General features: G+C 55.7%; 27 protein-coding genes. 16 read left to right on the top strand and 11 right to left on the bottom strand.

What is annotated here, in order from left to right; genetic code table 11:
* Positions 1-92: 92 nt before the first annotated feature.
* The 4 genes from rpsM to rplQ all read left to right on the top strand — a co-directional run bounded on the left by rpsM (position 93) and on the right by rplQ (position 2,571).
* Positions 93-461, top strand: a complete 369-nt coding sequence (gene rpsM, locus EDC90_RS14720) for a 30S ribosomal protein S13 (protein WP_132312928.1) — start codon at positions 93-95, stop codon at positions 459-461.
* A gap of 143 nt (positions 462-604) precedes the next feature.
* Entirely contained in the window at positions 605-994 is a 390-nt protein-coding gene (rpsK, locus tag EDC90_RS14715) for a 30S ribosomal protein S11 (RefSeq protein ID WP_132312926.1), read from the top strand.
* A gap of 96 nt (positions 995-1,090) precedes the next feature.
* The gene (locus EDC90_RS14710) at positions 1,091-2,101 is read left to right on the top strand and encodes a DNA-directed RNA polymerase subunit alpha (RefSeq protein ID WP_132312924.1); all 1,011 of its coding nucleotides are present in this window, start codon (positions 1,091-1,093) and stop codon (positions 2,099-2,101) included.
* 47 nt (positions 2,102-2,148) lie between these two features.
* On the top strand, positions 2,149-2,571 hold the full coding sequence (rplQ, locus tag EDC90_RS14705; RefSeq protein ID WP_132312922.1) for a 50S ribosomal protein L17: 423 nt from the start codon (positions 2,149-2,151) through the stop codon (positions 2,569-2,571).
* 86 nt (positions 2,572-2,657) lie between these two features.
* On the opposite strand, the gene EDC90_RS14700 is transcribed toward rplQ, so the two are convergent.
* Genes EDC90_RS14700 through msrP form a run of 3 tightly spaced genes read right to left on the bottom strand, consistent with a single transcriptional unit; the run spans position 2,658 to position 4,788 of the window.
* Positions 2,658-3,083, bottom strand: coding sequence for a DUF1801 domain-containing protein (locus EDC90_RS14700; RefSeq protein ID WP_245511068.1), 426 nt, complete (start codon positions 3,081-3,083; stop codon positions 2,658-2,660).
* Positions 3,084-3,127: 44 nt separating this feature from the next.
* On the bottom strand, positions 3,128-3,793 hold the full coding sequence (gene msrQ, locus EDC90_RS14695; RefSeq protein WP_132312920.1) for a protein-methionine-sulfoxide reductase heme-binding subunit MsrQ: 666 nt from the start codon (positions 3,791-3,793) through the stop codon (positions 3,128-3,130).
* An 11-nt stretch (positions 3,794-3,804) separates the two neighbouring features.
* A complete protein-coding gene (gene msrP, locus EDC90_RS14690; RefSeq protein WP_132312918.1) occupies positions 3,805-4,788 on the bottom strand; it encodes a protein-methionine-sulfoxide reductase catalytic subunit MsrP in 984 nt (327 codons plus the stop codon).
* Between the two features lie 318 nt (positions 4,789-5,106).
* Between msrP and ilvD the strand changes: the two genes are divergently transcribed.
* Together ilvD and blaOXA are read left to right on the top strand one after the other, a co-directional pair.
* Positions 5,107-6,942, top strand: a complete 1,836-nt coding sequence (gene ilvD, locus EDC90_RS14685) for a dihydroxy-acid dehydratase (RefSeq protein WP_132312916.1) — start codon at positions 5,107-5,109, stop codon at positions 6,940-6,942.
* A gap of 91 nt (positions 6,943-7,033) precedes the next feature.
* Complete coding sequence (blaOXA, locus tag EDC90_RS14680) at positions 7,034-7,852, top strand: class D beta-lactamase (RefSeq protein ID WP_132312914.1); 819 nt, start codon at positions 7,034-7,036, stop codon at positions 7,850-7,852.
* A gap of 45 nt (positions 7,853-7,897) precedes the next feature.
* Here blaOXA and EDC90_RS14675 read toward each other — a convergent pair whose 3' ends face one another.
* The gene (locus EDC90_RS14675; protein ID WP_245511067.1) at positions 7,898-8,281 is read right to left on the bottom strand and encodes a lysozyme inhibitor LprI family protein; all 384 of its coding nucleotides are present in this window, start codon (positions 8,279-8,281) and stop codon (positions 7,898-7,900) included.
* Between the two features lie 323 nt (positions 8,282-8,604).
* On the opposite strand from EDC90_RS14675, the gene EDC90_RS14670 reads away from it, so the two are divergent.
* The 3 genes from EDC90_RS14670 (at position 8,605) to EDC90_RS14660 (ending at position 11,791) form a co-directional block, all read left to right on the top strand.
* Entirely contained in the window at positions 8,605-10,098 is a 1,494-nt protein-coding gene (locus EDC90_RS14670; protein ID WP_245511066.1) for a DegQ family serine endoprotease, read from the top strand.
* Positions 10,095-11,408: a replication-associated recombination protein A gene (locus EDC90_RS14665; protein ID WP_132312911.1), complete on the top strand. Its 1,314-nt coding sequence runs from the start codon at positions 10,095-10,097 to the stop codon at positions 11,406-11,408. Before EDC90_RS14670 ends, EDC90_RS14665 begins: the two co-directional genes overlap by 4 nt.
* 170 nt (positions 11,409-11,578) lie before the next feature.
* Positions 11,579-11,791 carry a hypothetical protein gene (locus EDC90_RS14660; RefSeq protein ID WP_132312909.1) on the top strand — a complete coding sequence of 71 codons (213 nt, stop codon included), beginning with the start codon at positions 11,579-11,581 and terminating at the stop codon, positions 11,789-11,791.
* A 72-nt stretch (positions 11,792-11,863) separates the two neighbouring features.
* Here the strand turns inward: EDC90_RS14660 and gpt are convergent, their stop codons facing one another.
* The 3 genes from gpt to EDC90_RS14645 all read right to left on the bottom strand — a co-directional run bounded on the left by gpt (position 11,864) and on the right by EDC90_RS14645 (position 14,279).
* Positions 11,864-12,364 carry a xanthine phosphoribosyltransferase gene (gpt, locus tag EDC90_RS14655; protein WP_132312907.1) on the bottom strand — a complete coding sequence of 167 codons (501 nt, stop codon included), beginning with the start codon at positions 12,362-12,364 and terminating at the stop codon, positions 11,864-11,866.
* A 206-nt stretch (positions 12,365-12,570) separates the two neighbouring features.
* Positions 12,571-13,413 (bottom strand): universal stress protein, encoded by an 843-nt coding sequence (locus EDC90_RS14650; protein WP_132312905.1) that lies wholly within the window; start codon positions 13,411-13,413, stop codon positions 12,571-12,573.
* Positions 13,414-13,529: 116 nt separating this feature from the next.
* Positions 13,530-14,279 (bottom strand): competence/damage-inducible protein A, encoded by a 750-nt coding sequence (locus tag EDC90_RS14645; RefSeq protein ID WP_132312903.1) that lies wholly within the window; start codon positions 14,277-14,279, stop codon positions 13,530-13,532.
* A 160-nt stretch (positions 14,280-14,439) separates the two neighbouring features.
* On the opposite strand from EDC90_RS14645, the gene wrbA reads away from it, so the two are divergent.
* Together wrbA and EDC90_RS14635 are read left to right on the top strand one after the other, a co-directional pair.
* Positions 14,440-15,039, top strand: coding sequence for an NAD(P)H:quinone oxidoreductase (gene wrbA, locus EDC90_RS14640; protein ID WP_132312901.1), 600 nt, complete (start codon positions 14,440-14,442; stop codon positions 15,037-15,039).
* Between the two features lie 174 nt (positions 15,040-15,213).
* Entirely contained in the window at positions 15,214-16,080 is an 867-nt protein-coding gene (locus EDC90_RS14635; RefSeq protein ID WP_132312899.1) for an N-acetylmuramoyl-L-alanine amidase, read from the top strand.
* 17 nt (positions 16,081-16,097) lie between these two features.
* Here the strand turns inward: EDC90_RS14635 and EDC90_RS14630 are convergent, their stop codons facing one another.
* From EDC90_RS14630 to EDC90_RS14620, 3 genes are all read right to left on the bottom strand, one after another.
* Positions 16,098-17,426: a DNA polymerase IV gene (locus EDC90_RS14630; protein WP_132312980.1), complete on the bottom strand. Its 1,329-nt coding sequence runs from the start codon at positions 17,424-17,426 to the stop codon at positions 16,098-16,100.
* Between the two features lie 69 nt (positions 17,427-17,495).
* On the bottom strand, positions 17,496-18,173 hold the full coding sequence (locus tag EDC90_RS14625) for a hypothetical protein (RefSeq protein WP_132312897.1): 678 nt from the start codon (positions 18,171-18,173) through the stop codon (positions 17,496-17,498).
* Positions 18,170-18,484 (bottom strand): DUF3572 domain-containing protein, encoded by a 315-nt coding sequence (locus EDC90_RS14620; RefSeq protein ID WP_245511065.1) that lies wholly within the window; start codon positions 18,482-18,484, stop codon positions 18,170-18,172. The genes EDC90_RS14625 and EDC90_RS14620 overlap by 4 nt, the downstream gene beginning before the upstream one ends.
* A gap of 123 nt (positions 18,485-18,607) precedes the next feature.
* Here EDC90_RS14620 and EDC90_RS14615 point away from each other — a divergent pair, with 123 nt between their 5' ends.
* The gene (locus tag EDC90_RS14615; RefSeq protein WP_132312895.1) at positions 18,608-18,979 is read left to right on the top strand and encodes a response regulator; all 372 of its coding nucleotides are present in this window, start codon (positions 18,608-18,610) and stop codon (positions 18,977-18,979) included.
* 16 nt (positions 18,980-18,995) lie between these two features.
* Positions 18,996-20,267: a hypothetical protein gene (locus EDC90_RS14610; protein ID WP_132312893.1), complete on the top strand. Its 1,272-nt coding sequence runs from the start codon at positions 18,996-18,998 to the stop codon at positions 20,265-20,267.
* A 530-nt stretch (positions 20,268-20,797) separates the two neighbouring features.
* On the opposite strand, the gene msrB is transcribed toward EDC90_RS14610, so the two are convergent.
* Positions 20,798-21,205 carry a peptide-methionine (R)-S-oxide reductase MsrB gene (msrB, locus tag EDC90_RS14605; RefSeq protein WP_132312891.1) on the bottom strand — a complete coding sequence of 136 codons (408 nt, stop codon included), beginning with the start codon at positions 21,203-21,205 and terminating at the stop codon, positions 20,798-20,800.
* A gap of 223 nt (positions 21,206-21,428) precedes the next feature.
* Here msrB and EDC90_RS14600 point away from each other — a divergent pair, with 223 nt between their 5' ends.
* Genes EDC90_RS14600 through EDC90_RS14590 form a run of 3 tightly spaced genes read left to right on the top strand, consistent with a single transcriptional unit; the run spans position 21,429 to position 24,600 of the window.
* On the top strand, positions 21,429-23,807 hold the full coding sequence (locus tag EDC90_RS14600; RefSeq protein WP_132312889.1) for a putative monovalent cation/H+ antiporter subunit A: 2,379 nt from the start codon (positions 21,429-21,431) through the stop codon (positions 23,805-23,807).
* Positions 23,804-24,223 (top strand): Na(+)/H(+) antiporter subunit B, encoded by a 420-nt coding sequence (locus EDC90_RS14595; RefSeq protein ID WP_132312887.1) that lies wholly within the window; start codon positions 23,804-23,806, stop codon positions 24,221-24,223. The genes EDC90_RS14600 and EDC90_RS14595 overlap by 4 nt, the downstream gene beginning before the upstream one ends.
* Positions 24,223-24,600: a Na+/H+ antiporter subunit C gene (locus tag EDC90_RS14590; RefSeq protein ID WP_132312885.1), complete on the top strand. Its 378-nt coding sequence runs from the start codon at positions 24,223-24,225 to the stop codon at positions 24,598-24,600. The genes EDC90_RS14595 and EDC90_RS14590 overlap by 1 nt, the downstream gene beginning before the upstream one ends.
* The last annotated feature ends 33 nt before the right edge of the window (positions 24,601-24,633 follow it).

Raw genomic sequence — 24,633 nt, 5'->3', positions numbered from 1 at the left:
GTTTTAGGGCACAAAGGCGCGGTTTATCTGCGCGGAAAACCGGCAGTTCAGAACAATGATCTGCCCAATAGATAATACTAAGGAGAAACGGCGTGGCTCGTATTGCTGGCGTCAACATCCCGACTGCCAAGCGCGTCGTCATCGCGCTGCAGTATATTCACGGGATCGGACCAAAATTCGCGCAGGACATTTGTGACCGGGCTTCTATCCCGGCTGAGCGTCGCGTGCATGAACTGACGGATGCAGAAGTTCTGCAAATCCGTGAAACGATCGACCGCGAATACATGGTTGAAGGTGACCTTCGTCGCCAGAACTCCATGAACGTCAAGCGTCTGATGGACCTTGGCTGCTACCGTGGTCTGCGTCATCGTCGTGGCCTTCCGGTCCACGGTCAGCGCACGCACACCAATGCCCGCACCCGTAAGGGTCCGGCAAAGGCGATTGCTGGTAAGAAGAAATAAGACCGGTTTTGCTGAAAACCGGAAAGAGCCGGCCTTTTGTGCCGGCTTTCTGTGTAGTTTGACTGGGCTGTTTCGTCTTTGATCCGGCCCGTCGGTGGAGCCGCTGGTGTTACGGCGGTGACGATATCCAAGAAAGGAATAACATGGCCAAGGATGCCACACGTGTTCGCCGTCGCGAACGTAAGAATATCTCGTCGGGCGTTGCGCACGTTAACTCGTCGTTCAACAACACGATGATCACGATCACGGATGCTCAGGGCAACGCTATTGCCTGGTCGTCCGCTGGTGCGAAGGGCTTCAAGGGTTCGCGTAAGTCGACCCCGTTTGCTGCCCAGATTGCTGCTGAAGACTGCGCCAAGAAGGCTCAGGAACACGGCATGAAGTCGCTTGAAGTTGAGGTTTGCGGTCCTGGTTCAGGCCGCGAGTCGGCTCTGCGTGCCCTGCAGGCTGCCGGTTTCGTCATCACCTCGATTCGCGATGTTACGCCGATCCCGCACAACGGCTGCCGTCCGCGCAAGAAGCGCCGCGTCTAATCGTCTGTCATTTTGCTCCGGCGCTTTTTGTAAGGTGCCGGTTCTACGAAGCTCGGCCGTCACGATTGGATAGTGCGGCGAACGAAAGGTAGAAATATGATCCAGAAAAACTGGCAGGAATTGATCAAGCCGAGCAAGGTCGAGTTTACCTCGTCAAGCTCGAAGAAGGTGACGCTGGTCGCTGAGCCGCTGGAACGCGGTTTCGGTCTGACACTCGGCAATGCGCTTCGCCGCGTTCTCTTGTCGTCGCTGCGCGGCGCTGCTGTTACCGCTGTTCAGATTGACGGTGTTCTCCATGAATTCTCGTCGATCCCCGGTGTTCGTGAGGATGTTACTGACATCATCCTGAACATCAAGGAAATCGCCATCAAGATGGAAGGCGACGAAGCCAAACGTATGGTCGTGCGCAAGCAGGGCCCGGGCGTCGTTACCGCTGGCGATATCCAGACCGTTGGTGATATCGAGATCCTTAATCCGGAACTCGTACTGTGCACCCTCGATGAAGGCGCTGAAATCCGTATGGAATTCACCGTCAACAATGGCAAGGGCTACGTACCTGCCGAGCGGAATCGCTCGGAAGATGCGCCGATCGGACTTATCCCGGTCGACAGCCTGTACTCGCCGATCCGCAAGGTGTCCTACAAGGTCGAAAACACCCGTGAAGGTCAGGTTCTCGACTATGATAAACTGCTGATGACGATCGAGACCGATGGCTCGGTTTCGGGTGAAGATGCCGTAGCGTTTGCTGCGCGTATCCTTCAGGATCAGCTGTCGGTCTTCGTCAACTTCGAAGAGCCGCAGAAGGATGCCGAAGAGGAAGACGTCACCGAGCTGGCCTTCAATCCGGCCCTGCTCAAGAAGGTCGACGAGCTGGAACTTTCGGTCCGTTCGGCCAACTGCCTGAAGAACGATAACATCGTTTATATCGGCGATCTTATCCAGAAGACTGAAGCTGAAATGCTTCGTACGCCCAACTTCGGTCGTAAGTCTCTCAATGAGATCAAGGAAGTGCTGGCATCCATGGGCCTGCATCTGGGCATGGAAGTCCCGGCCTGGCCGCCGGAAAATATCGAAGACCTCGCCAAGCGGTACGAGGATCAGTACTAACCAGTCATACTGCGGGCCAGCTGCCTGCAAGTGAAGGAGAACAAGCAATGCGCCATAAGATTTCAGGCCGCAAGCTGAACAGAACGGCAAGCCATCGCAAGGCGATGTTTGCCAATATGGCCGTCTCGCTCATCACGCATGAGCAGATCGTTACCACTCTGCCGAAGGCGAAGGAAATTCGTCCGGTCGTAGAAAAGCTTATCACGCTCGGTAAGCGCGGCGATCTTCATGCCCGTCGTCAGGCGATCGCACAGGTTAAGGATGTTGAAGCTGTCAAGAAGCTCTTCGATGTTCTGGCTCCGCGCTACGGCGAGCGCAAGGGTGGCTACACCCGCATCATGAAGGCAGGCTTCCGCTACGGTGACAATGCGGCCCTCGCTGTCATCGAGTTCGTTGACCGCGATGTTGATGCCAAGGGTGCAGCCGACAAGGCTCGCGTTGAGGCAGAAGCTGAAATGGAAGCCGCTTAAGGCTTTCAGCTTTAGCTGATTAGATTGTGAAAAAGCCGGGTGCTGTGAAGCGCCCGGCTTTTTGCTTATCTGCCAATAGTGCCCATCTATTTTTGATGATAGGTGAGTGCGTTGCGGATCAAAAGCCGCAACGTGTCAAGCTGAAGAGGTTCGTCCTCACAGAAGTGGATGGCACGGTTGCCTTCATAGGTGAACTCGTCGGGGAATATGCTTTGGAAATCTCGCATCAGTGTTGTCTGGCAGTGCGTGTAGATCGCGATGCCGCCTTCTTTCGGCTTTCCAAGTTGGATGGTTGAGCCAGACCGGGTTTCTTGCGTCAGATAGGCAGGCTGCCCCCATTTCAGGGTTTCCTGAAGCCGTCCAACGCCCGGTGTTTCCGCGGCAATTTCAAAAATAAGTTGACGCAAGGCCAGCATTTTTTCACGTTCGTGCTCGGGAAGAGCCGCGAATTGCTCTGCGACGGCTGAATCTGCGAAAGCTGGTGTCGCCATATCTGCGTCGGGTCTTTTCATTGTTTGTACCGAGTGTGTGATGCTGTGCTTGAGACCAACATAATCTACTTTGTGCCTGCCTGCATCCGCGCCGCCTTCTTGCGGGCACGTCTGCGTTCCATAAGCTTCGGGCGGATCAACCGGTATCCGAGCAGCAGGGTGGCCGCAGCGATATAGAACATGATTTCCGGCCCGATGACCTTGCGGCCCATGGCGAAATGCAGCGTGCCGAGACCAGCGATCACATAAACCAGCCTGTGCAAGCGTACCCAGTTCTGCTTCAGTTTGCGGATCGACCAGTTGTTCGATGTTACCGCCAGGGGAATAAGCAAAACGAGTGCGATCATACCGAAGGTGATGAAAGGGCGCTTGATCACGTCCTGCACCACGACGGCGAGGTTCATCTGTTGGTCCAACACCATATAGACTAGGAAGTGGAAGCAGACATAGTAAAAGCCGAGCAGGCCCAGCGCACGGCGGTAGCGCAACAGGTTGATGTTGGCGAGATCGCGCAGCGGTGTCACGCAAAGCGTCAGTAAAATGAACCTGAGCGCCCATATGCCCAGAAGATGTTCGAAGCTTTTGACAGGATCGACGCCAAGCCGGTTCGTCGCACCTAGCCAGAAATACCAGACCGCAGGTGCCAGCCCGACGGCATAAACGGCCCAGACCGAGCCGGAACGCCAACGACTTCGGGCGTGTTGCTTTTGTTGTGTTGATGACGTCGCCATTGGTTCCGGCTTTAGTAGTTTTTGGTCAGGTCCATGCCGGCGTAAAGGCTTGCCACCTCATCGCCATAGCCGTTGAACATTTGTGTATCGATGCGTTGTCCGCCGCCAAATAGCCCGCCGCCTTCACCGATCACCCGCTCCGTCGCCTGGCTCCAGCGAGGATGTGGCACATTCGGGTTCACATTAGCATAAAAACCGTATTCGCTCGGCTGCAGCAGGTTCCAGCTATTGGGCGGCTGTTTATCGGTCAGCGTGATCTTTGTAATCGACTTGATGCCCTTGAAGCCATACTTCCACGGTACCACAAGGCGCATTGGCGCGCCGTTCTGGTTCAGCAGGGTTTTGCCATAAAGGCCAACGGCGATGATCGTCAGCGGGTGGTTGGCTTCGTCAAGGCGCAGGCCCTCCAGATAGGGCCACTGCATCGGTTGTCCAAAGCCGCGCTGGCCCGGCATTTCTTTCGGGCGAACGACGCCTTCAAAAGCCACATATTTGGCAGAACCAAGCGGCTCGGCCATGTCGATGATCGATTTAAGCGGGATGCCAACCCACGGGATCACCATTGACCAGGCTTCGACACAGCGCATTCGATAGATACGGTCTTCCAAAGGAAACTGAGTCAGAAGCGTTTCAATATCGACAGTCTTCGGTTTTTGCACCATGCCGCCGATCTCGAACGTCCAGGGATAGGGCTGGAAGTCACCGGAGTTTTCAAACGGATCGCTTTTGCGAACGCCGAACTCGTAGAAGTTATTGTAGTGCGTGACGTCCTGATAGCTCGTTTCAGCACGCTTGGGCGCGGGGAAAGGGCCGGGCACGGTTTTCAGGGCTTCGCCTTGAGAAAGCGTCGCGGCGTTTGCCGTGTCGCTTCCCACGCCTGTTGCGAAGGCGGCGCCTGCGGCAAGTCCGGCTGCCAGAAGCGTTCGGCGGTTCAGGTAGATGTGTTCCGGGGTGATCTCGGATGCCGGTATATGCGGCGGTTTATATGCGGACATTGTTATATGCCTCCCGGTTTGTTGTCTTAAACCTCTACGCAAAAAGTCTGGCTTCAGTTTCACTTTTATCAAGATCGGTTCCAGCCACAATTTCGTGTTTGAAGAGTGAAATCGTCAAAAACACGATCTTTGGTCGATCTTTTGGAAAAGGCGTACCGTACAGTACCGTTTTGCGGCCAACCGATAGTGACACATCGCCGCAATTGCGTTACCAAAATGACGAAAGGGCAGAGTGCTGCAGAAAAACTGCAGAAAGCACAAACGGCCGTTGAATGCCGTTACGAAGCACTGTCCGACTTTTTTGGAAAGGAAACACCAATGCCAGCCTATCGTTCCAGAACGACGACACATGGACGCAATATGGCCGGCGCGCGTGGTTTGTGGCGCGCAACCGGCATGAAGGACGGGGACTTCGGCAAGCCGATTATTGCGGTGGTCAACTCGTTTACCCAGTTTGTGCCCGGTCACGTACATCTGAAAGATCTCGGGCAACTCGTTGCCCGCGAGATCGAAGCAGCCGGTGGCGTTGCCAAGGAGTTCAATACGATTGCCGTGGATGATGGCATCGCCATGGGCCATGATGGTATGCTCTACTCGCTGCCTTCGCGTGAGGTCATTGCGGACAGCGTCGAATATATGGTCAATGCGCATTGCGCTGACGCTATGGTCTGCATTTCCAATTGCGATAAAATCACGCCCGGCATGCTGAATGCAGCCATGCGGCTGAACATTCCGGCGATCTTTGTCTCCGGCGGGCCGATGGAGGCCGGGAAGGTGGTTCTGAACGGCAAGGAACAGGCGCTCGACCTTGTCGATGCCATGGTTGCAGCCGCCGATGACCGGATTTCGGATTCCGACGTTCAGTCGATTGAGCGCTCAGCCTGCCCGACCTGCGGCTCATGTTCGGGTATGTTCACAGCCAATTCGATGAATTGTCTGACGGAGGCGCTTGGCCTTTCGCTTCCGGGCAATGGTTCCACGCTGGCCACTCATGCTGATCGCCGCCGTTTGTTTGTTGAGGCCGGTCACCAGATTGTCGATATCGCGCGTCGTTACTACGAGCAGGATGATGAAAGCGTGCTGCCGCGCAACGTGGCCAGCAAGTCGGCCTTCGAAAACGCGATGACGCTGGATATTGCCATGGGCGGCTCGACCAATACCGTGCTGCATATTCTGGCTGCTGCCTATGAGGCGGAGCTGGACTTCGATCTTGATGACATCGATCAGCTTTCGCGCCACGTGCCATGCCTTTGCAAGGTGGCCCCGGCGAAGAACGATGTTCACATGGAAGATGTGCACCGGGCAGGCGGCATTATGGCGATCCTCGGAGAGCTGGACCGGGCAGGGCTGATCAAGCGCGACAGCCCGACGGTACACGCCGCCACCATCGGTGATGCCATCGACCAGTGGGATATTGTGCGCACCAACTCAGAAAGCGTCCGCAATTTCTATATGGCCGCTCCCGGCGGTGTGCCCTCGCAGGAGGCTTTCTCGCAGAACCGTCGCTGGGCCGAACTGGATACGGATCGCGTATCCGGGGCAATCCGCAGCGCCGAGCACCCCTTCTCAAAGGATGGTGGGCTTGCAGTTCTAAAGGGCAATATCGCGCTGGATGGCTGTATTGTGAAGACCGCGGGCGTTGACGAGTCGATCCTGAAATTTTCCGGCCCTGCGGTTGTTTTTGAAAGTCAGGATGCTGCGGTCAAGGGTATCCTGTCCAATGAGGTCAAGGCCGGCGACGTCGTCGTCATTCGCTATGAGGGGCCGAAGGGTGGTCCCGGCATGCAGGAAATGCTCTATCCGACCAGCTACCTGAAATCGAAAGGTCTGGGCAAGGATTGCGCGCTGATTACAGACGGTCGTTTCTCCGGCGGCACGTCCGGACTTTCCATCGGCCATGCCTCGCCGGAAGCAGCCAATGGCGGCGCCATCGGTCTTGTACATCAGGGCGATATGATCGATATCGATATCCCGGCGCGTACGATCAATCTCAGAGTGTCACCTTCTGAACTGGAAACACGCCGGAAAGAACAGGATGAGAAGGGCTGGAAGCCGGAAGCGCCCCGCCGCCGCCAGGTGACGACCGCGCTCAAGGCCTACGCCGCCTTCGCCGCCAGCGCTGATAAGGGCGCGGTTCGCATCCTGCCGGAATAAGAGCGGCTTTCCCGCGCCGCATGCGGGTCTGTGAAAGCGTTCGGGCCGTCCTGCAAGGGTCGGCCCGAAACTTTGCGTGGTGGAGGTGAAAATGCTGCGATTGTTCGTTGGTCTCGTATTGCTCCTGTCGCCGGTGCTGGCGCGTTCCGCCGAGGCGGCGCCCGTTTGCACACTTGTGATGAACGCACAATCCGGGGCGGTTTTGCTGGAGGAGGGGGATTGCCGGTCCGCGGTTACGCCGGCATCGACCTTCAAGGTGGCTCTGGCGGTGATGGCTTTCGATGCCGGTATTCTGCAGGATGCGCATCACCCGGTCATGACCTATCGCGCCGGCGATCCCGACTGGGGCGGGGCGGCCTGGAAACAGGACATCGATCCCGAACGCTGGATCCGCTATTCCGTCGTCTGGTATTCGCAGCGCCTGACCCATAGTCTCGGCGCGGCGACGCTTACACGCTACGGCGAGGCCTTTGGCTACGGCAATGTCGATTTTTCCGGCGATCCGGGCTACGACAACGGGCTCGACCGCGCATGGATTGCGTCATCGCTGAAGATTTCTCCCTCGCAGCAGGCCGCCTTTCTGCGCGGGCTGGTGCTTGGTACGCTGCCGGCCAGCCGGGACGCCATGGCGAAGACGCGCGGCCTCTTGGAGCAGAACAATGTCGACGGCTGGCTGATGCGCGGCAAGACCGGCGCGGCCTATCCCCGGCGCGCGGATCGCAGTTTCGACTACGCGCATGGCTGGGGCTGGTATGTCGGCTGGGCGGAACGCGGCGATGACGCGCTGGTGTTCGTCACGCTGACGCAGTCAGAGCAACGCAGCAAGCAGTCGCCGGGAAACCGAACCCGTGAGGCGCTCCTCGCGCAATGGCCGGCTTTGTCAAAGCGGGCGCTGAACGCGCCACGCTGAAATGTGGGGCAGGAGGGGCGCGGGGCGTTCCCTCGGAACCTGCCGTCAGATCGGCTTGTCGATCCCGTCGTAAAGCTTCTGGAGCTGACCAATACGCACCTTATAGGCCTTCGAAATACACGCCACGTCCGCGCCGCAGGCCTCGCGAGTTTTGAGCCATGCACGTTGATCATCCGCCATATTGCCGGAAACGCCCATGGCAAACAGGCCCTTCAGCATGGTGTACATCGTCGCCATTTTGACATCGTCGTCATTGAGCTGAAGATCGCTGCAAATGGTTTGCTCATTGGCCGTGAGATTACGCGCAGAGCAGTTGAAACTGGCTGCATTGGCATCGCTTGCGCCAAAGAAGGATGGTGTTGCCAGCAGTGAAACGGTCAGCGCGAGCATTGCGGGGAGGGCGGTCAGTGCGGTCGGTTTCGTGTGCATTGCTGAAGAACCTCTCTGAATTCAACCTGTGTTTGACTTTTTTGGCTTAGAGCGCCGTGCATCCATTCGGATGCACGGCGCTCTAACCTATTGAATTTACGCATCGTGCTTTCCGAAAAACGATTCCGATTTTCGGGCCGATGCTGTAGCAACCAATTACGACAAGAAAATGCGGCGGTCTCGATATTTTCACGCTTCCGCCAAACTTCCTTTTTATCGCTTGTTAGAGATGATGCGATCACGATCACGTCTTGCTGCATCCCTCAGGCATGTTCGAAACTATTTGCCTGCCGATGAATGATTGCTGAATCGAAACACGTTCCATGACTGATGCATTAAAGGTTTTATCCATGACCAAGGCTTTAAAAGTGTTTTCTGCCGGAAATGAAGTATCGATTGTTCGCAGCCGAGGCGTGAGCGGAGCTGCAAAAGTTTTACTTCTGACTGCCTCGCTGACAGCGCTTGCAGTCGCCCAGCCTGCTTTTGCTGAAAGGTCTGTGCCGCAGACGCAGTCAGAGGTTCAGCTCTCCTATGCCCCTCTGGTTAAGCAGACTGCTCCGGCAGTTGTGAATGTTTACGCAGAGCGCATGGTCGAGCGCCAGATCTCGCCGTTGTTTTCCGATCCGTTCTTCGGCCAGTTCTTTGGGCGGCAGGCACCTCAGGGCCGGTCTCAAAAACAGATGTCTCTGGGGTCCGGGGTGATCGTTGCCGGCGATGGTATTGTGATTACAAACAACCATGTGATTTCTGGCGCAGATGAGGTGAAAGTGGCGCTTTCCGATGGCCGCGAATTCCCATGCAAGGTGCTGTTGAAGGATGATCGCTACGACTTGGCGGTTTTGAAAATCCGGTCTGATGAGACCTTTCCGACGGTTCCAATCGGCAATTCCGACGATGTCGAAGTGGGCGACATAACGCTTGCCATTGGCAACCCGTTCGGCGTGGGCCAGACTGTCACCAGTGGTATTGTGTCAGGCACTGCCCGCAATTCGATAACCGATGGTGAATTTGGTTTCTTCCTGCAGACGGATGCTGCGATCAATCCGGGCAATTCCGGCGGTGCGCTGCTTGATATGCATGGTGATCTGATCGGCATTAATACGGCGATCTTCTCCAAGGGCGGTGGCTCAAACGGAATTGGCTTCGCGATCCCCGCCAATATGGTCAAAGTGTTTCTGGCGGCTGCCGAGAGTGGCGAAAAGCATTTTCAGCGCCCTTATGTCGGTGCAACTTTCGGCCCCGTCACTTCGGATATGGCAGAAGCGCTTGGTCTTAAGGCAGCGCGTGGCGCTATCGTTTCTGATATTGTGCCGGGCAGTCCGGCGGAAAAGGCCGGGCTGAAGACAGGATCGGTCATTGTGGCGGTCAACGGCGTTCCTGTGCAGCATCCCGATGCACTGCTCTATCGCCTGACCGTTCTGGGCATTGGCGAGAAGGCGGATTTGAGTGTTGATCGCAATGGAACGATCAGTGACGTCTCACTGCCATTGCAGCTTGCACCGGAAGATCCGCCGCGTGATACGCGTCAAATCTCGGGAAACAGCCCGTTTGCCGGACTGACGGTTGAGAATATTTCGCCCAGAGTGATTGAGGAGATGCGCTTGCCTGATGGTGCAAAAGGCGTAGTCGTTTCCGAGATCGAAAACGGTTCTCCCGCCGCACGGGTTGGCTTTGCCCGCGGCGATATCATTGTTGCTGTAAACGACGACAATATTGACACGACCAGAATGATGGAAAATGTTGCGGAACAAAGCCCCGGATACTGGAAGCTCAGTATCAATCGCGGTGGAAGAATGATAACCCAGCTATTCCGATGACTGATCTGTTTGCGCCCCATATACCCGAAGATGTTGAGAAGCGTCGGCCGCTGGCCGATCGTCTGCGCCCTCAGCAATTAAGCGATGTGACCGGGCAGGCGCATCTGACAGGGCCGGATGGGGCGCTGACGCGCATGATTGAGTCGGGTTCACTCGGCTCAATGATCTTCTGGGGGCCGCCGGGAACCGGAAAAACAACCGTTGCCCGGTTGCTTTCCGGCGAAGCGGACCTCTCCTTTGAGCAGATTTCGGCGATCTTTTCCGGTGTTGCCGATCTTAAAAAGGTTTTCGAGGCGGCGCGTGCGCGTCGAATGAACGGGCGGCAGACGCTGCTTTTTGTTGATGAAATCCATCGTTTCAACCGCGCTCAGCAGGACAGCTTTCTGCCTGTCATGGAGGATGGCACGATCATTCTCGTTGGCGCGACAACAGAAAACCCTTCGTTTGAGCTGAATGCGGCCTTGTTGTCGCGGGCGCGTGTTCTGACCTTCAAATCCCACGATACTGATAGTCTGACAGAGCTTCTGAAGCGGGCCGAGGCGGCAGAAGGAAGGGCGCTGCCTTTGGATGAAGCAGCGCGTGAGACTCTGGTGTTGATGGCCGATGGCGATGGCCGCGCTATTCTCACTCTGGCAGAAGAAATCTGGCGTGCGGCCCGTGATGGAGAGATCATGGGGCCGGAAGCGCTGCTTTCAGTCGTTCAGCGTCGTGCCCCGATTTACGACAAGGGGCAGGACGGACACTATAATCTGATCTCCGCACTGCATAAATCCGTTCGCGGATCGGATCCTGATGCTGCGCTCTATTACCTGGCGCGCATGTTCGATGCCGGTGAAGATCCGCTCTATCTGGGGCGACGTCTGGTCAGAATGGCATCGGAAGATATCGGCCTTGCCGATCCGCAGGCGCTTGTCGTCGCCAATGCGGCCAAGGACGCCTATGACTATCTCGGGTCGCCGGAAGGTGAGCTGGCGCTGGCAGAAGCCTGCGTTTATCTGGCAACTGCGCCGAAGTCGAATGGCGTTTACACAGCCTATAAGGCTGCGATGCGGGCGGCGAAGGAACATGGCTCGCTGCTGCCCCCGAAACATATTCTGAATGCCCCGACAAAGCTGATGCGCGAAGAAGGCTACAGCGAAGGCTATCGCTATGATCACGATCAGCCGGACGCGTTTTCAGGACAGGACTATTTTCCCACGGAGATGGGGCGTCAGAAATTCTATAAGCCACCTGATCGCGGGTTTGAGCGCGACATTAACAAACGTCTTGCCTGGTGGGACCGCCTGCGCCGGGAGCGCAGCGGCGGCTGAGGCATGTCGCGTTCAGGTGAAAACAAGTGCTACTCGCGAAAAATCTCCAAAGCCAATAGCAGTGGCAGATATGCGCCTTCGGTAAAGTTCCCCTGGCCTCTCTCAAAAATCATCACCGGAACTATTTCTCTGTCCCCGGCGTTTCTTAACCAAACGCATGGAGGAATGTCATGGTAAACCGCGAGAAATCTGCCCGCTTGTATTCAATGATTACGGTGGCCGCCATCGGGGTGGTTTCTGTCCTGTGCATCATGACGATGCCGGTCTTGCGGGACGCTGAAATGTTTATCCTTCCAGCTCTTGTCCTGATTGGCTGGCTCTCAATGCCATCCCTGATCCGCTTTTTCGGCGGCCGGACCTCACGTTTCCCCCGCAGGCAGTGACTGTTTCCCCTCACAAGGCTGCCTGTAAAGAGACTGCCCGGTTATCGGAAGACGGCCGGGCAGTTTTGTTTATCAGCTTTGAATCGGTCCTTTGGAAATCGGCTCCTGATAGGTGAACCCCATGTCCCAGGGGAAGTAAATCCACGTATCCTGGCTGACCTCTGTTACGAACGTATCGACCGTGGGAACGCCTTTTGGCTTGGCGTAAACACAAGCCAGATGCGCCTTGGGCAGCATTTCGCGGACTTCTTTGGCCGTGTTGCCCGTGTCTGTAAGGTCGTCGATGATCAGCACGCCTTCGCCGCCGTCCTTCATCAGCTCTTCCGAAATGCCTTTGAGAAGCATGGTTTCGCCCTGACTGGTATAATCATGATAGCTGGCGATGCAGACCGTCTCGATCAGACGGATTTCCAACTCGCGCGAAATGATAGCTGATGGCACAAGGCCACCGCGGGTGACGCAGACAATGGCGTGAAATTTCTTTCCGAGGCCGGAAATGCGCCAGGCGAGTGCGCGGGCATCGCGGTGAAACTGATCCCATGAAACGGGGAAGGCTTTTTCTGGAAGAGACATGGCAGGGCTCCGAAGACGGTCGTGTTGAACTCAGTTCGCCATGCTTGATTGTGCGCGGCGCTGGCACAAAGTTGCCTGCTTTTGTTTCTGCAGGGCTGTGCCGTTGCCCACCGCTATTAGCCGTAATTGTCATAAAATGGCAAGCCCGCGACACTGCGGTATCGATGTCGCGGGCTGATTTTCAACATATCGCTGTCGGAAACCGATCAGCGGGCCATCAGTGTAACGGCTGTCATGGATTCCAGCAGCGTGCGGGTTACGCCGCCGAAGAGAAGTTCCCAGAGTCTGGAGTGCGTGTAAGCCCCCATCACCAGAAGGTCGATCGAACTGTCCGACATCCTGTTTTCGATCAGTGTCGCTGCGGATGCACGGTCGGCATGAGCACAAACGGCGGTTACGTTGATGCCATGGCGCGCAAGTGTTGCGGCAATCTCGGCGCCCGACATTTCGCTCGATTGCGCATTTGTATCCGGTGGATTCACCGAGAATATCTCGACATCGCTTGCCTGCTTGAGGAACGGCAGGGCGTCAAAGGTCGCACGGGCGGCCTCGCGTGAGCCGTTCCATGCGATCAGAACCTTCTTGAACGGTTTTGCTGTTTTCGCGACATGCGGGATCAGAAGCACGGGCCGGCCACTCTCAAACAGGAAACTTTCAAAGTCCGAGCGCGCATCTGATGGCGCATCGGGGCTTGCCTGCGGTGCTATGATCAGGTCGGCACAGCGGGCGCTGTCTACGACGCTGGCACCGGCAAAGCCGACCGAGCTGATGATCTTGCGCCACTCATAGGACGCGTCTTCACGCGCAGCGCGCTTGTTGAACAGGTCACCAAGTTCCTCACTGCGTTTTTCGGCTGCGTCCTGAAGAGCCTGAACCGAAACGGGATCCGGGATTTCCATTGGTGCGATGATCGGTGTCGCATTGACCGATTCTGCATGGAGCCCGATCACATGTGCGTTGAAGCTGCGGGCAATATCGAACGTATAGTCGAGGAAGCCTCCGGCCTGTGTGGGTGACTCCATTACGGAAAGTATCGTTTTGTAGGTCATGGCAATATGCCTCCTCTCTACGGATCACCGGTTTTAGAACGGCGATGATATATTACCGCTTTTGCCATAAAATACGAAGCCCCGAAACGCGCCTTTCGGCGCATGGTGGGTTTGTTTCAGGCTTTTGTCTTCGCCAGTTTTTCCAGCATCTGATGGATGTCGGCTGCGGCTGCGGCAATATCGCCTTCTTCTCGTCCACGCACGACGAGCTGGGTGTAAAAACCGTCAGAAGAAAAGCGCGGATATGATCCGATCGAAACGTCCGGGTGAGCTTTCTGGATGGCCGCCAGCGGTTCACCGATATCACCTTCACCATAGGGGCAGTGAATGGTTTCACTGATCACCGGCTGCCCGCCTTTCAGGGTCGGCATGATCTTGTCGAGCATGGCTTCAAAAATCTGCGGAACGCCTGCCATGACGTGAACATTTTCGACCTTGAACCCCGGCGCGACAGAAACCGGATTTACAATCAGCTCTGCGCTTTCAGGCGTTCGGGCCATACGCTTTCTCGACTCGGTGAATTCGACGCCGCGGCGTTCATAATGTGCTGCCAGAAGCGCCATCGCCGTTTGATTTTGGATGCACTGCAGCGAAAATGCTGCCGAGATTGAGTCGGCGGTAATATCGTCATGGGTCCCGCCGATGCCGCCGGAGGTGAACACATAGGTATAGCGCGTTCTCAGCGCGTTCACGGCCTCCACGATCGCTGATTGTTCATCGCCGACGATTCGCACTTCTTTCAGGTCGATACCGGCCAGTGTCAGTGTCTCGGCAAGATGCGCGATGTTTTTGTCTTTCGTGCGCCCTGACAAAAGCTCATCACCAATCGCCAGCATGGCGGCCGTTGGGTTTTCTGTCTTACTCATGTTTTTTCTTGTCCATAATTGTCTTGAGCGGATGTGACGCTACCCCACGTCCCGGTGTCTGAAAAGGTGTGAACAGTGCGTCTCTGTTTGCTGCCTCGACAAAGCGCCCGAGAAACACTTAATGCAACGGACATTCATTGCCTCACCAGGAGTTTTCGAAATGGCAAAAGTTCTTGTCCTTTATTATTCTTCATACGGTCACGTCGAAGCCATGGCCAAGGCTGTCGCTGAGGGTGCCAAAGCTGAAGGCGCCGACGTCACCATCAAGCGTGTTCCCGAGCTCGTTCCGGAAGAAGTCGCCAAGGCTTCGCATTTTAAACTGGATCAGGACGCTCCGATTGCAACGCCCGCTGAACTGGCTGATTACGACGCCATCATTTTTGGTGCCGGAACACGGTTTGGCAACATTGCTTCGCAGATGCGTAATTTCATCGATCAAACCGGTGGTCTGTGGGCAACCGGCGCTCTGGTTGGCAAAGTTGGTTCTATCTTCACAGCAACCGCTTCACAGCACGGTGGCCAGGAATCGACCATTTTGACCTTCCTGCCGACGCTTCTGCATCATGGCATGGTCGTCGTTGGTCTTCCCTACACCTTTGGCGGTCAGAACGGTCTCGACGAAGTCAAGGGCGGCTCACCTTACGGTGCCTCCACGCTGACTGACGGCGACGGTTCGCGCCAGCCTTCCGAAATTGAGCTTGAAGGTGCCCGTTTCCAGGGCGCTCATGTTGCCAAGGTTGCAGCCAAGATGGTTGCCTGATCGGTAGCGCATAAAATCTGATTGAAGAACGCGTCCGGTTTTTCCGGGCGCGTTTTTTATTGGTCTGTGCTGACCGGCGCCCACTCTTCTCCTCCTGTTTCCCCGCAAATCCCCGGCGGTTTTTGCCGCATTAGGATCTTTCCGGGAAACGACGCTTTTCAAGAGGAAACAGTGATGCGCATCATCAATCATAAAATTCCGGACATCTGGTATGGCCGTTCGTCGAACCTTGGCGCAGCGCGGGAAAGACCGCCGGTGGCCATCGTTCTCCACTACACGACAGGCTGGAACGGCAAGGCCAGTCGCGACTGGCTGATGGGATCTGCCGGGGGCACGACCAATCGCAGCTCCAGCGCGCATATTGTCGTGGACCGGGATGGCGTCGCCTGGCAGATCGCCGAATTTAACCGGACCACATGGCATGCCGGACCCTCGCGCTATGGTGCGCTCGAAGGTCTCAACGGCTTTTCCATAGGGATCGAATTCGTAAATTCAGGCTGGCTGAAACCAACCGGACATGGTGAGTTTGTCGATGCTTTCGGCAAGCGTTTTACAGACCGAAGCCTCAAGAAGCTTGGGGGATATCTGCTGGCTCCGCATGCACGCGTCGGCAGCGCAACATATGCATGGCCGGTCTTCCCAAAGGCTCAGATCGAAACGGGAATGGATATCGTGCGGGCATTGCTGGCCGCCTATCCGATCAGAGCGATCGTCACACATGAAGAGATTGACACAAGGGGCTGGAAGACCGATCCGGGACCGGCATTTCCGATTGAACGCTTCCGTGAGCTTGCCGGAGAGGCGGACGACCGCGAGCGTTGCCATATCGTCACCGCCGGCCGGTTGAATCTGCGTGGTGGCCCGGGCCTTGCTTTTGAGAAAATCATCCCGCCCGGCACATTGTTAAAAGATACACGCATCAAGGTGCTTGCCCGCGAAAAGGAGTGGGCGTTTGTCACACCGGTCAACTCCGCAGGGCTGGAGGGGAATCTGCGTGGATGGGTGCATGGGCGCTACATTGCCCCGGCCTTTGATGCCTGACTGCGGTCATGGCGGGATCAATCGGGCTTGCGGTTTTTATCGCGGCCCTTTTTTTCTTCCCGTTCCCCGGTCGCCCGGAATGTGTATCCGGTTTCCACCGCCGTTACCCCAAACTTGTTGCGCAACCGGTCAATCGCACCTTCTGCAGCCGCGCGCCGGGTCGCCTGCTGATCAACGAGGTCCGGCGGGTCTGCCGTTGTCGGGTCGCAGAGATCGGTTACGCCGATTCCAATCAGCCGGAAACGGGTTCCATCGGCCTCGCGCTTTAAAAGATCTAGGCCGTTGGAAAACATCCGGTCGGCAAGCTGGGTCGGTGCGTCCAGGCGGCGATTGCGGGTCCGGGTCTTGAAGTCGGCGGTCTTGAGTTTCAGCACAACTGTATGTCCGGCAATGCCCGCAAGCTTCAACCGGTGCGCCGCCTTTTCGCTCAGGCGCCGCAAAATGCTGCTCAGTTCGTCCAGGTCCGAGATGTCCGTCGCAAAGGTCGTCTCATTCGAAACACTTTTCACAGCTCGCTCAGGTTTGACGGGACGCGTGTCTTCTCCGCGTGCGAGATGATAGAGGCGCTGACCAAGCGTTCCATAGCGCTTCAGCAACTCGTTTTTCTCCATTCGCTGGAATTGTCCGATTGTTGTGATTCCGTCGCGTTTCAGCGTTTCATTGAATGCTTTGCCAACGCCCCAGATCATGCTGACCGGTTTGTCTTTCAGAAAGAAAACAGCCTCTTTCTCACCGATGATTGAAAAACCGCGCGGTTTGTTCATGTCCGATGCCATTTTGGCGAGAAACTTGCAGTAGGAAAGTCCGATTGAGATCGTGATGCCAAGTTCTGCTTCAGCACGTCGTGCGAAGGCTGCCAGCGTGCGTGATGGCGGGGCTTTGTGGAGTTTCTCCGTTCCTGAAAGATCCAGAAAAGCCTCATCAATGGAAAGTGGCTCGACCAGCGGCGTCAGTTCAAGCATCATCGCCCGCAATTGTTGTCCGACTGCCACGTATTTTTCCATATTCGGACGAATAACCACGGCATTCGGGCAAGCTTCGAGGGCCTTGAACATCGGCATCGCTGACTTCACCCCGTGAATGCGGGCAATGTAGCATGCGGTGGAGACAACGCCACGTTTTCCACCGCCGATGATCAGCGGTTTGTCTCTGAGCGAGGGATCATCGCGCTTTTCGATGGCGGCGTAGAAGGCATCGCAGTCGATATGGGCGATGGCCAGTGAATGCAGCTCTTCGTGGCTTAAAAGCCGGGGGCTTCCGCAATGACGGCAGCGTTTGAGTGTGCCGGAAAAGCCTGACAGGCAATCCCGGCAAAAACCGTCCTCAGATGCATTATCAATCGCCATGATCAGCCAGAACAAAAATTGAACATCTGAAAATAGTCCTGCTTTTCGCCGAACGCAAGATTCCAGGTCTTACGCCTGCTTGTAAGCGTTCTTGATATGATTGCGAATCAGGCGTTCCGTATCCGCCCAGCTCGCAGCCATAATGGCCGGTGGTTCGGTCTGTGGCGCCGTCTGACGATAGTGGTCGTCAATCAGCAGGTTGATGGCAAGTGCGTCTGGCAAGTTTTCTGCCACGGAACGGCAATTATAGAGCATGTCGTCAACAAAAATCAGCGCTGGCGGTGCGGTCTTGAAAAGTGTCGACAGAACCTTGCCCTTCGGTTCTTCACTGGCGATCAGCGGAAAGCTGAAATCGAAGCGATTCAAAAGCCTTTGCCGCATCGGCTGGTGGCGCGGTGGCATCGCAGTCAACAAAATCACATCGGCAACATCCTGCAGCGCCATAAGCGTTGGCCGGGCTTCAGCAAATGGCTCCTGCCAGTCTTCCTGCGCATCATAAAAGGCCGTCAGAAGTTCCTCAACCTTTTCGCTGGAGACAGGATCACCGCTTTGCAGCGAGAAGATATTGCCCTTTAATGCGAAGGTGCGCAGGAGAAGTTGATGCCCGCTGGCCCTCAAAAACGCCTTGAACGGCTCAATGAACTTCAGCACAACCTCATCCACGTCGCAAACCACAAGCGGTCTATGACCGATTGTGTGGTCAGCGCCTTGCAGTGCCTGAATTGTATCTGCGTGGGCGTCTGTCAAAAGTCACCTTCACGGCTGCCGAAGGCGGATCCCGCTTCCAGCTCCTGCCATGCCCGCGATACGGCCTCGGGCCGTACGTCATTGTCGTTGCAAAAATCGATGAGCGTCGGCTCGTGACCTGCGACAAAGCCGATGACCGCTGCGGCAAAGCCTTTTTCTTCAGTGAATGCCCGCAAATGCTGCGGCTCCAGGCCGGTGAGCCCGAGAAACCGGTTCAGAAGGTCCGGATTACCGGCGATCCAGGTGAACATCAGGATCGCCAGGTCGTCTCCCGCCGGGTCATTCACAGCTTGTTTTCGAAAATGTTCCAAGCGGATTTCCGTTTCTTAACCAAATTGTCCTAAACTTAGAAAATGGTGCGTCCTTCAAGGGGCGCGAATGAGATTGTAGCGCTTCACCGGCACGTTTCAAGCCGGGGCAGGGGGAAGGCTCGAATGCCGAAACAGGTCCTGATTGTCGAAGATAACGAATTGAATATGAAGCTTTTTCGGGATCTCGTCGAAGCGTCTGGATATGAAGCGATTGAATCTCAGACCGGAGCGGATGCACTTGAACTGGCTCGGCGCTTCCGGCCCGGACTGATTCTCATGGATATACAGTTGCCGGAAATGTCCGGCATTGATATCGCTAAATCTTTGAAAGCAGATCCGGAGCTGGCAGAAATTCCGGTTGTTGCCGTAACCGCTTTTGCGATGCGCGGGGACGAGGAGCGTATTCGCGATGCCGGATGCGACGCCTATATGTCAAAACCCGTTTCTGTTCCGAATTTTATTAAGACAGTGAAGTCATATCTTGGCGATGCATAGAAGCAGTGGAGCACTCTTGAGGACGGAACCGGACGAGAGCATCGTTCTGATCGGCGGCGAGGGACCGATTGCCCTGACGCTAAAGACCCTGCTCGGCAACTGGCCGGTTGCGTTTCATCAGGCTGATTTTTCAGATGGCGACGGAACCATGGCAGCCGTTCAGTCGGCCAATGTCATTCTGGTGGCTATTGAGGATGATCCGGCTCCGGCTCTGGCTTGTTGCGGCATCCTGAAGGAGCCCGATTCGGGTGTTTCCGCCCCAATCGCGCTTGTGACTGCAGAGCCCGTCGATGCGGCGCTGCGGCTTGCGGCTTTGCGCTCAGGTGCGGATGATATTATTGGCCTTGATCAGAATATCAGTATCGCCTCGGCGCGGCTTTCATCATTGCTGCGGCTGCGAACGCTTCAGGTGGAAGCCGGAAACGGCGCGGAGCTTGGTGAAAACCCGCCAGTGGCAGAGCTTTTGCCGGATGAGACGGTGCGTGTTCTGGTTGTCGCCGAGGCCGCTGCTGAGCGCCGGTCCCTGCTGAAAGCGATGCTTTCACTCACCGCAACCGTTGCGACCGGGGATGTGACCGAAGCGCTTTATCGCGCCGCGCGTGAGAATTTCGATCTTGTTCTGGTTCATGGTGCCGACGGGCTTTCCGATGCTTTGCGCATCTGCAGGCAGGTCCGCTGCATCTCTCACATGCGGTTTGTGCCCCTCATAGCGATGACCGGTCGCGGTGGGTCGCTTGCTGTATCGGGGGAGGCCGTTCGCAATGCTGACGACTGCATGACATGGGACGGTGAGGCCAATGAGCTGGTTTTGCGTTCACTCTTGCATTTGAGGCGTCGGCGTCTTCTGGCTGCACTTGGTGAGGCTGACGCCGGGTTGCAGGAAAACGCTGAAGTCGGAGAACGGTCCGGGCTTCCGGCACGCGAGGCCTTTGCCGCTGCTTTGAAAACCTTGCGCGGCGAAGCCGATGAAGCGGGTCACCCGCTCTATATGGGCGTTTTCCAGATTGGCGAGATGGTGAGCGAAGAAGACATCGAGATTGCAGGCTCGCTGATCCGCAGTCATTTGGTGGGGCGGGAAATCGCGAGCCGGATTGAAGACGGCGTCTTTGCCGTTCTGTTTCCTGATCGCGGCGAGGAGGCCGCGCGTGCATCTCTCACGCAGATGAAGTCGCAGCTTGAAGAAAATCATGCTCTTCCGGCTCTCACCGGGAACAACGCTCTTCATGCTTCTTCACTGAAGAAGGTGAAGACAGTTCTGGTTGACGCCGCACGCAGCGATTTCGCCTAGCATCTTTACGAAAATGATCCGTAAAGCTTTGTTTCGCGTATGACTGGTCAAGCCACCGGTAATTAAAGGATACTCTTTGTTTCAGAGATTAAAATGATCATTTCCGGCGTCTGCTCCTGATAAGTATCAGAAAAGAACAACGCTTTGAGTGTTAACCACAAAAAAGACAGATTCGCGTAAGAAGCGCTAGAAGAGGTTGATTATAGTCTCTAGTTGTTGGAAAAGTAATTGACCGTACTTTTGGTTGCCCCATGATGCTCAGGTCCGCCGCATCTCCTGGAATCGTGGGGTCGGTCGGCTGGCAATATACGGGTTTCCTCGTGCCCGCAATTCGCCGGCCGGCCGCCTTTAACTAAAACCCCTTTTCTCAATCATTTTTACCGATGCATTTTCGTTGCTTGTTGTCTGGCATGGAAGATCTGTCTTGCCTGACAAAAAACGGAGACCGCTTCTGCGGACCCCGTCTGATCGCTGAGTTTAGTTGTCTGGTTACAACCGAATCCGGAAAATAACGATTCTTTTGATCGTGCTTAGTGTTCCGGCACGAAATGCATCGCATGTCCGTTCATGCAGTAGCGCAAGCCAGTCGGTGGCGGGCCGTCTGGAAAAACGTGACCGAGATGACCACCGCAATTGGCACAGCGGATCTCAGTGCGGACCATCCCCAAGGATGTATCTTTCACCTCATCGACGACACCTTCTGAGACTGGCTCAAAGAAACTCGGCCAGCCACAACCGGCATCGAATTTCGTGTCAGAGCGGAAGAGGGGAGTCTCACAACCGGCGCAATAGTAGGTACCTGATTCGAAATTGTTCCAGTTGGGACCGGTAAACGGGCGTTCGGTGCCATGCTCGCGCAGGATATGATACTGCTCGGGCGTCAGTTCTTCACGCCATTGTGTATCTGATAGCTGTTTTTTCTGTTTATTGCTCTGCATCAATGTCGCGCTCCGTTAAAAATTCGCATTGAATGGGCCAACTGGTACATTAGATGTGCCTTTCGCTGACAGAATACAATGCGTGACTTTCGCAAACGTCCTAACGGGCTTTGTTGTTCAGGCCGGATTCCGGTCGTCGACACTTGAGAGGCTTCAAAGTTTCCCTTAAGTGGAAAAGGCTTCCAAGGCGCTGGTTGTGCAACGAGAATTATTTGGAGACCATATGACCGCCAGTGAGACGGCTTTAACATTTGTCGCCCTGTGCTTGCCCCTTCTGGGGGCGGTTTTATCTCCGATATGCTATCGGGCGTTTCGTTCCGGGGCGGCTTGGCTGTTGGCGATACTGCCTCTTTTGTCTTTTCTGCATTTTCTAAGCCTTGTGCCGCAGGTTGCACATGGTGCGGTTCTGGTCGGCGGATATGACTGGATCCCGAGTCTCGGCCTCCGCTTTTCATTCCTTCTCGATGGACTCTCGCTCACCTTTGCGCTGCTGGTCAGCGGCATCGGAACGCTGATTGTGCTTTATACTGGCGGTTATATGAGCGATCACCCTCAGCGCGCCCGCTTCATGAGCTTCATTTTCATGTTTATGGCCTCAATGCTGGGCGTCGTGATCTCCGACGGTTTGCTGATGCTGTTCGTGTTCTGGGAGTTGACATCGATTACGTCGTTCCTGCTGATCGGATTCGACCATACCCGCGAAGCTTCACGCCGCGCTGCGTTGCAGGCGCTGATCGTGACGGGCGGCGGTGGTCTCGTCCTGCTCGCCGGAGTTTTGCTCATTCAGCACATTACCGGGCTGACCTCACTTTCGGCTCTGCTTGGAAGCGGTGATCTTCTGAGGTCGAGCCCGCTTTATCTGGCGGCACTTATCCTCGTTCTTGGTGGTGCTTTTACAAAGTCGGCTCAGTTTCCGTTTCATTTCTGGCTGCCAAACGCCATGGAAGCGCCGACGCCTGTCTCTGCGTTTCTGCATTCAGCGACGATGGTAAAGGCCGGTGTCTACCTGCTGATGCGCTTAAATCCGGTCATGGGCGACACTGTGTACTGGACGACCATTCTGCCCATTTTTGGCGGCGTGACGCTGCTGATTGGTTCGCTGATCGCCATCCGGCAGACGGATTTGAAGCAGATGCTGGCCTTCACAACAGTAGCCTCGCTCGGTCTGATGGTGATGATGACCGGAATGGGTTTGCCGCACGCGGTGGAAGCTGCAGTGCTTTATCTGATCGCTCATGCTTTGTTCAAAGGCGGGCTCTTCATGGTTGCCGGTATCATTGATCATGAAACCGGGACCCGGGATTTGACCAAGCTTGGTGGTCTGGCCAAGGCGATGCCGATCACGTTTTCCGCAGGTCTGGCGGGAGCCATTTCGATGGGCGGATTGCCGCCCTTTGTTGGCTTTCTTTCCAAAGAGGCAATTTATGAGGCCCTGGTGACCGGCACGGGCATTACGCTGATCTTTCTGCTCGTTGCCATCCTTGGCAACGCCCTCATGTTTGCAGTGGGCTTCGGTGTCGGTCTGAAACCATTCGTCGGCGCGAAGACCGAAACGCCCAAACATGCGCATGAAGCGCCGGTTTTGATGTGGATCGGTCCGATTGTCCTCGGCGGTTCTGCGCTCATTGGCGCGTTGTTTTCCCACGGGTTTCACGAATATTTCTCGAACCCGATGTCCAGTGCAGTTGCCGGTGAACCGGTCGATATTCATCTGTCGCTGATCCCGCATATCGGCTATCCGCTCGGTCTTTCTGTGCTGACCGTCATGATTGCCGTGCTGTTTTACTGGCGCCTTTCATCGGTCAGAGGCTTCATGGCGGCCGTTCTGGCGCGTGTTGGTTCCGGTCCGGATAAATGGTTCGATTGCTTTATGCAGGGTATCGTTCGTCTGTCGTTTGCCGTCAGCCAGAAGGTTCAGCCGGGACGTCTTGAATTCTATATTACGGCAACTTTTATCGCCGTGGGCGCCGTGCTGATGATCTCCCTGTTTTCGTTCGGCGAAATGCCGCCGATGCCGACGCTGTCCGACGACATACAGATCGGCCACTGGACAGTTTTCATCATTGCTGTCGCTGGTCTTCTGGCGGTCATCAACGCTCAGAACAGACTATCGGCAATCGTAACGCTCGGTCTTCAGGGCTTTGCTGTTGCCATTATCTTCCTGCTTTTGGGTGCACCGGATCTCTCCTTTACCCAGTTCATGGTCGAGACATTGTCGGTCGTAATCCTGACGCTGGTGATGACGCGGCTTAATCTGGTCCCCTCGGACCATCGTGAGCTCAGGCAGAAACTTTTTGATGGCGCCATTGCGATTGTCTGCGGCTTCGGTTTTTCGATGTTGCTCATGCGCGTGACGGCCGTGCCGTTTAACGATGCCCTGACGAATTTCTTCAACACCTATTCCAAGACGATTGCCCACGGACACAACGTCGTAAACGTCATCATTGTTGACTTCCGCGGAACAGATACGCTTGGGGAAATCGGTGTTGTGATGATCACAGGTCTGGCCATTCTGGCGCTGATCCGCATTCGTGCAGGCCGGCGGTTTGCACCGTCGCTTGGTGCGCGGGATGAAGACGCACAGCAGGAGAAAGCACAATGAATACGCTGATTTTCCGGGTTGCCGCGCCGATCCTGTCCAGTCTGATGATGCTGTTTTCGATCTTCGTTCTTTTGCGGGGGCACAATGCACCGGGCGGCGGTTTTATCGGAGGACTGATTGCTGCATCGGCGCTGGCAATCCTCGGAATTGCAATGGGCGTTGGTGCAGTCCGCCGGGCGATCTTCTTTCACCCGATGTCGATTGCCGGTGCCGGTCTTCTGCTGTCTTCACTTTCGGGCTTTATCTCTATTTTTGCGCATGTCCCCTTCATGACAGCGCACTGGATTTATCCGAAAATCTTTGGTGTTGAAGTGGCCATCTCCACTGTAACGACCTTTGATATCGGCGTTTATCTGGTCGTGGTCGGGTCGATTTCGTCGATCTTTCTTGCTCTGGAAGAAAAGGATCACAACTGATGGAACAGGCTTTGTCGGTTCTTGTCGGACTGTTTTTTGCAGCTGCGATCTATCTGATGCTGTCGCGCCACAGCGTTCGCATCATGCTGGGCATTGCCATTCTGGGCAACGCCGTGAACCTTTTGATTTTTACAGCCGGGCGGATCATGGGGTTCGTGCCGCCGATCATTCCGAAAACCATGGATACTTTGCCGGAAGGGACCGCCAACCCTTTGCCACAGGCTCTGATCCTGACGGCGATTGTGATCTCGTTTTCATTCTTCGCCTTCCTGCTGGTGCTGACCTATCGCGCCTACCAGGATCTCGATACCGATGACACCGACGATATGCGTGCGGCAGAGCCAAAAGATCAGCCGCTGCCTCCGCTCGGCTACTGAAAACCCGGCTAGAACAAGGAAATAAGACGAAAC

The organism is Martelella mediterranea (genome assembly GCF_004342225.1).
Lineage (GTDB): Bacteria > Pseudomonadota > Alphaproteobacteria > Rhizobiales > Rhizobiaceae > Martelella > Martelella mediterranea_B.
Note: the sequence above shows the minus strand (reverse complement) of the source record. Positions and strands in the feature narration are given on the sequence as shown.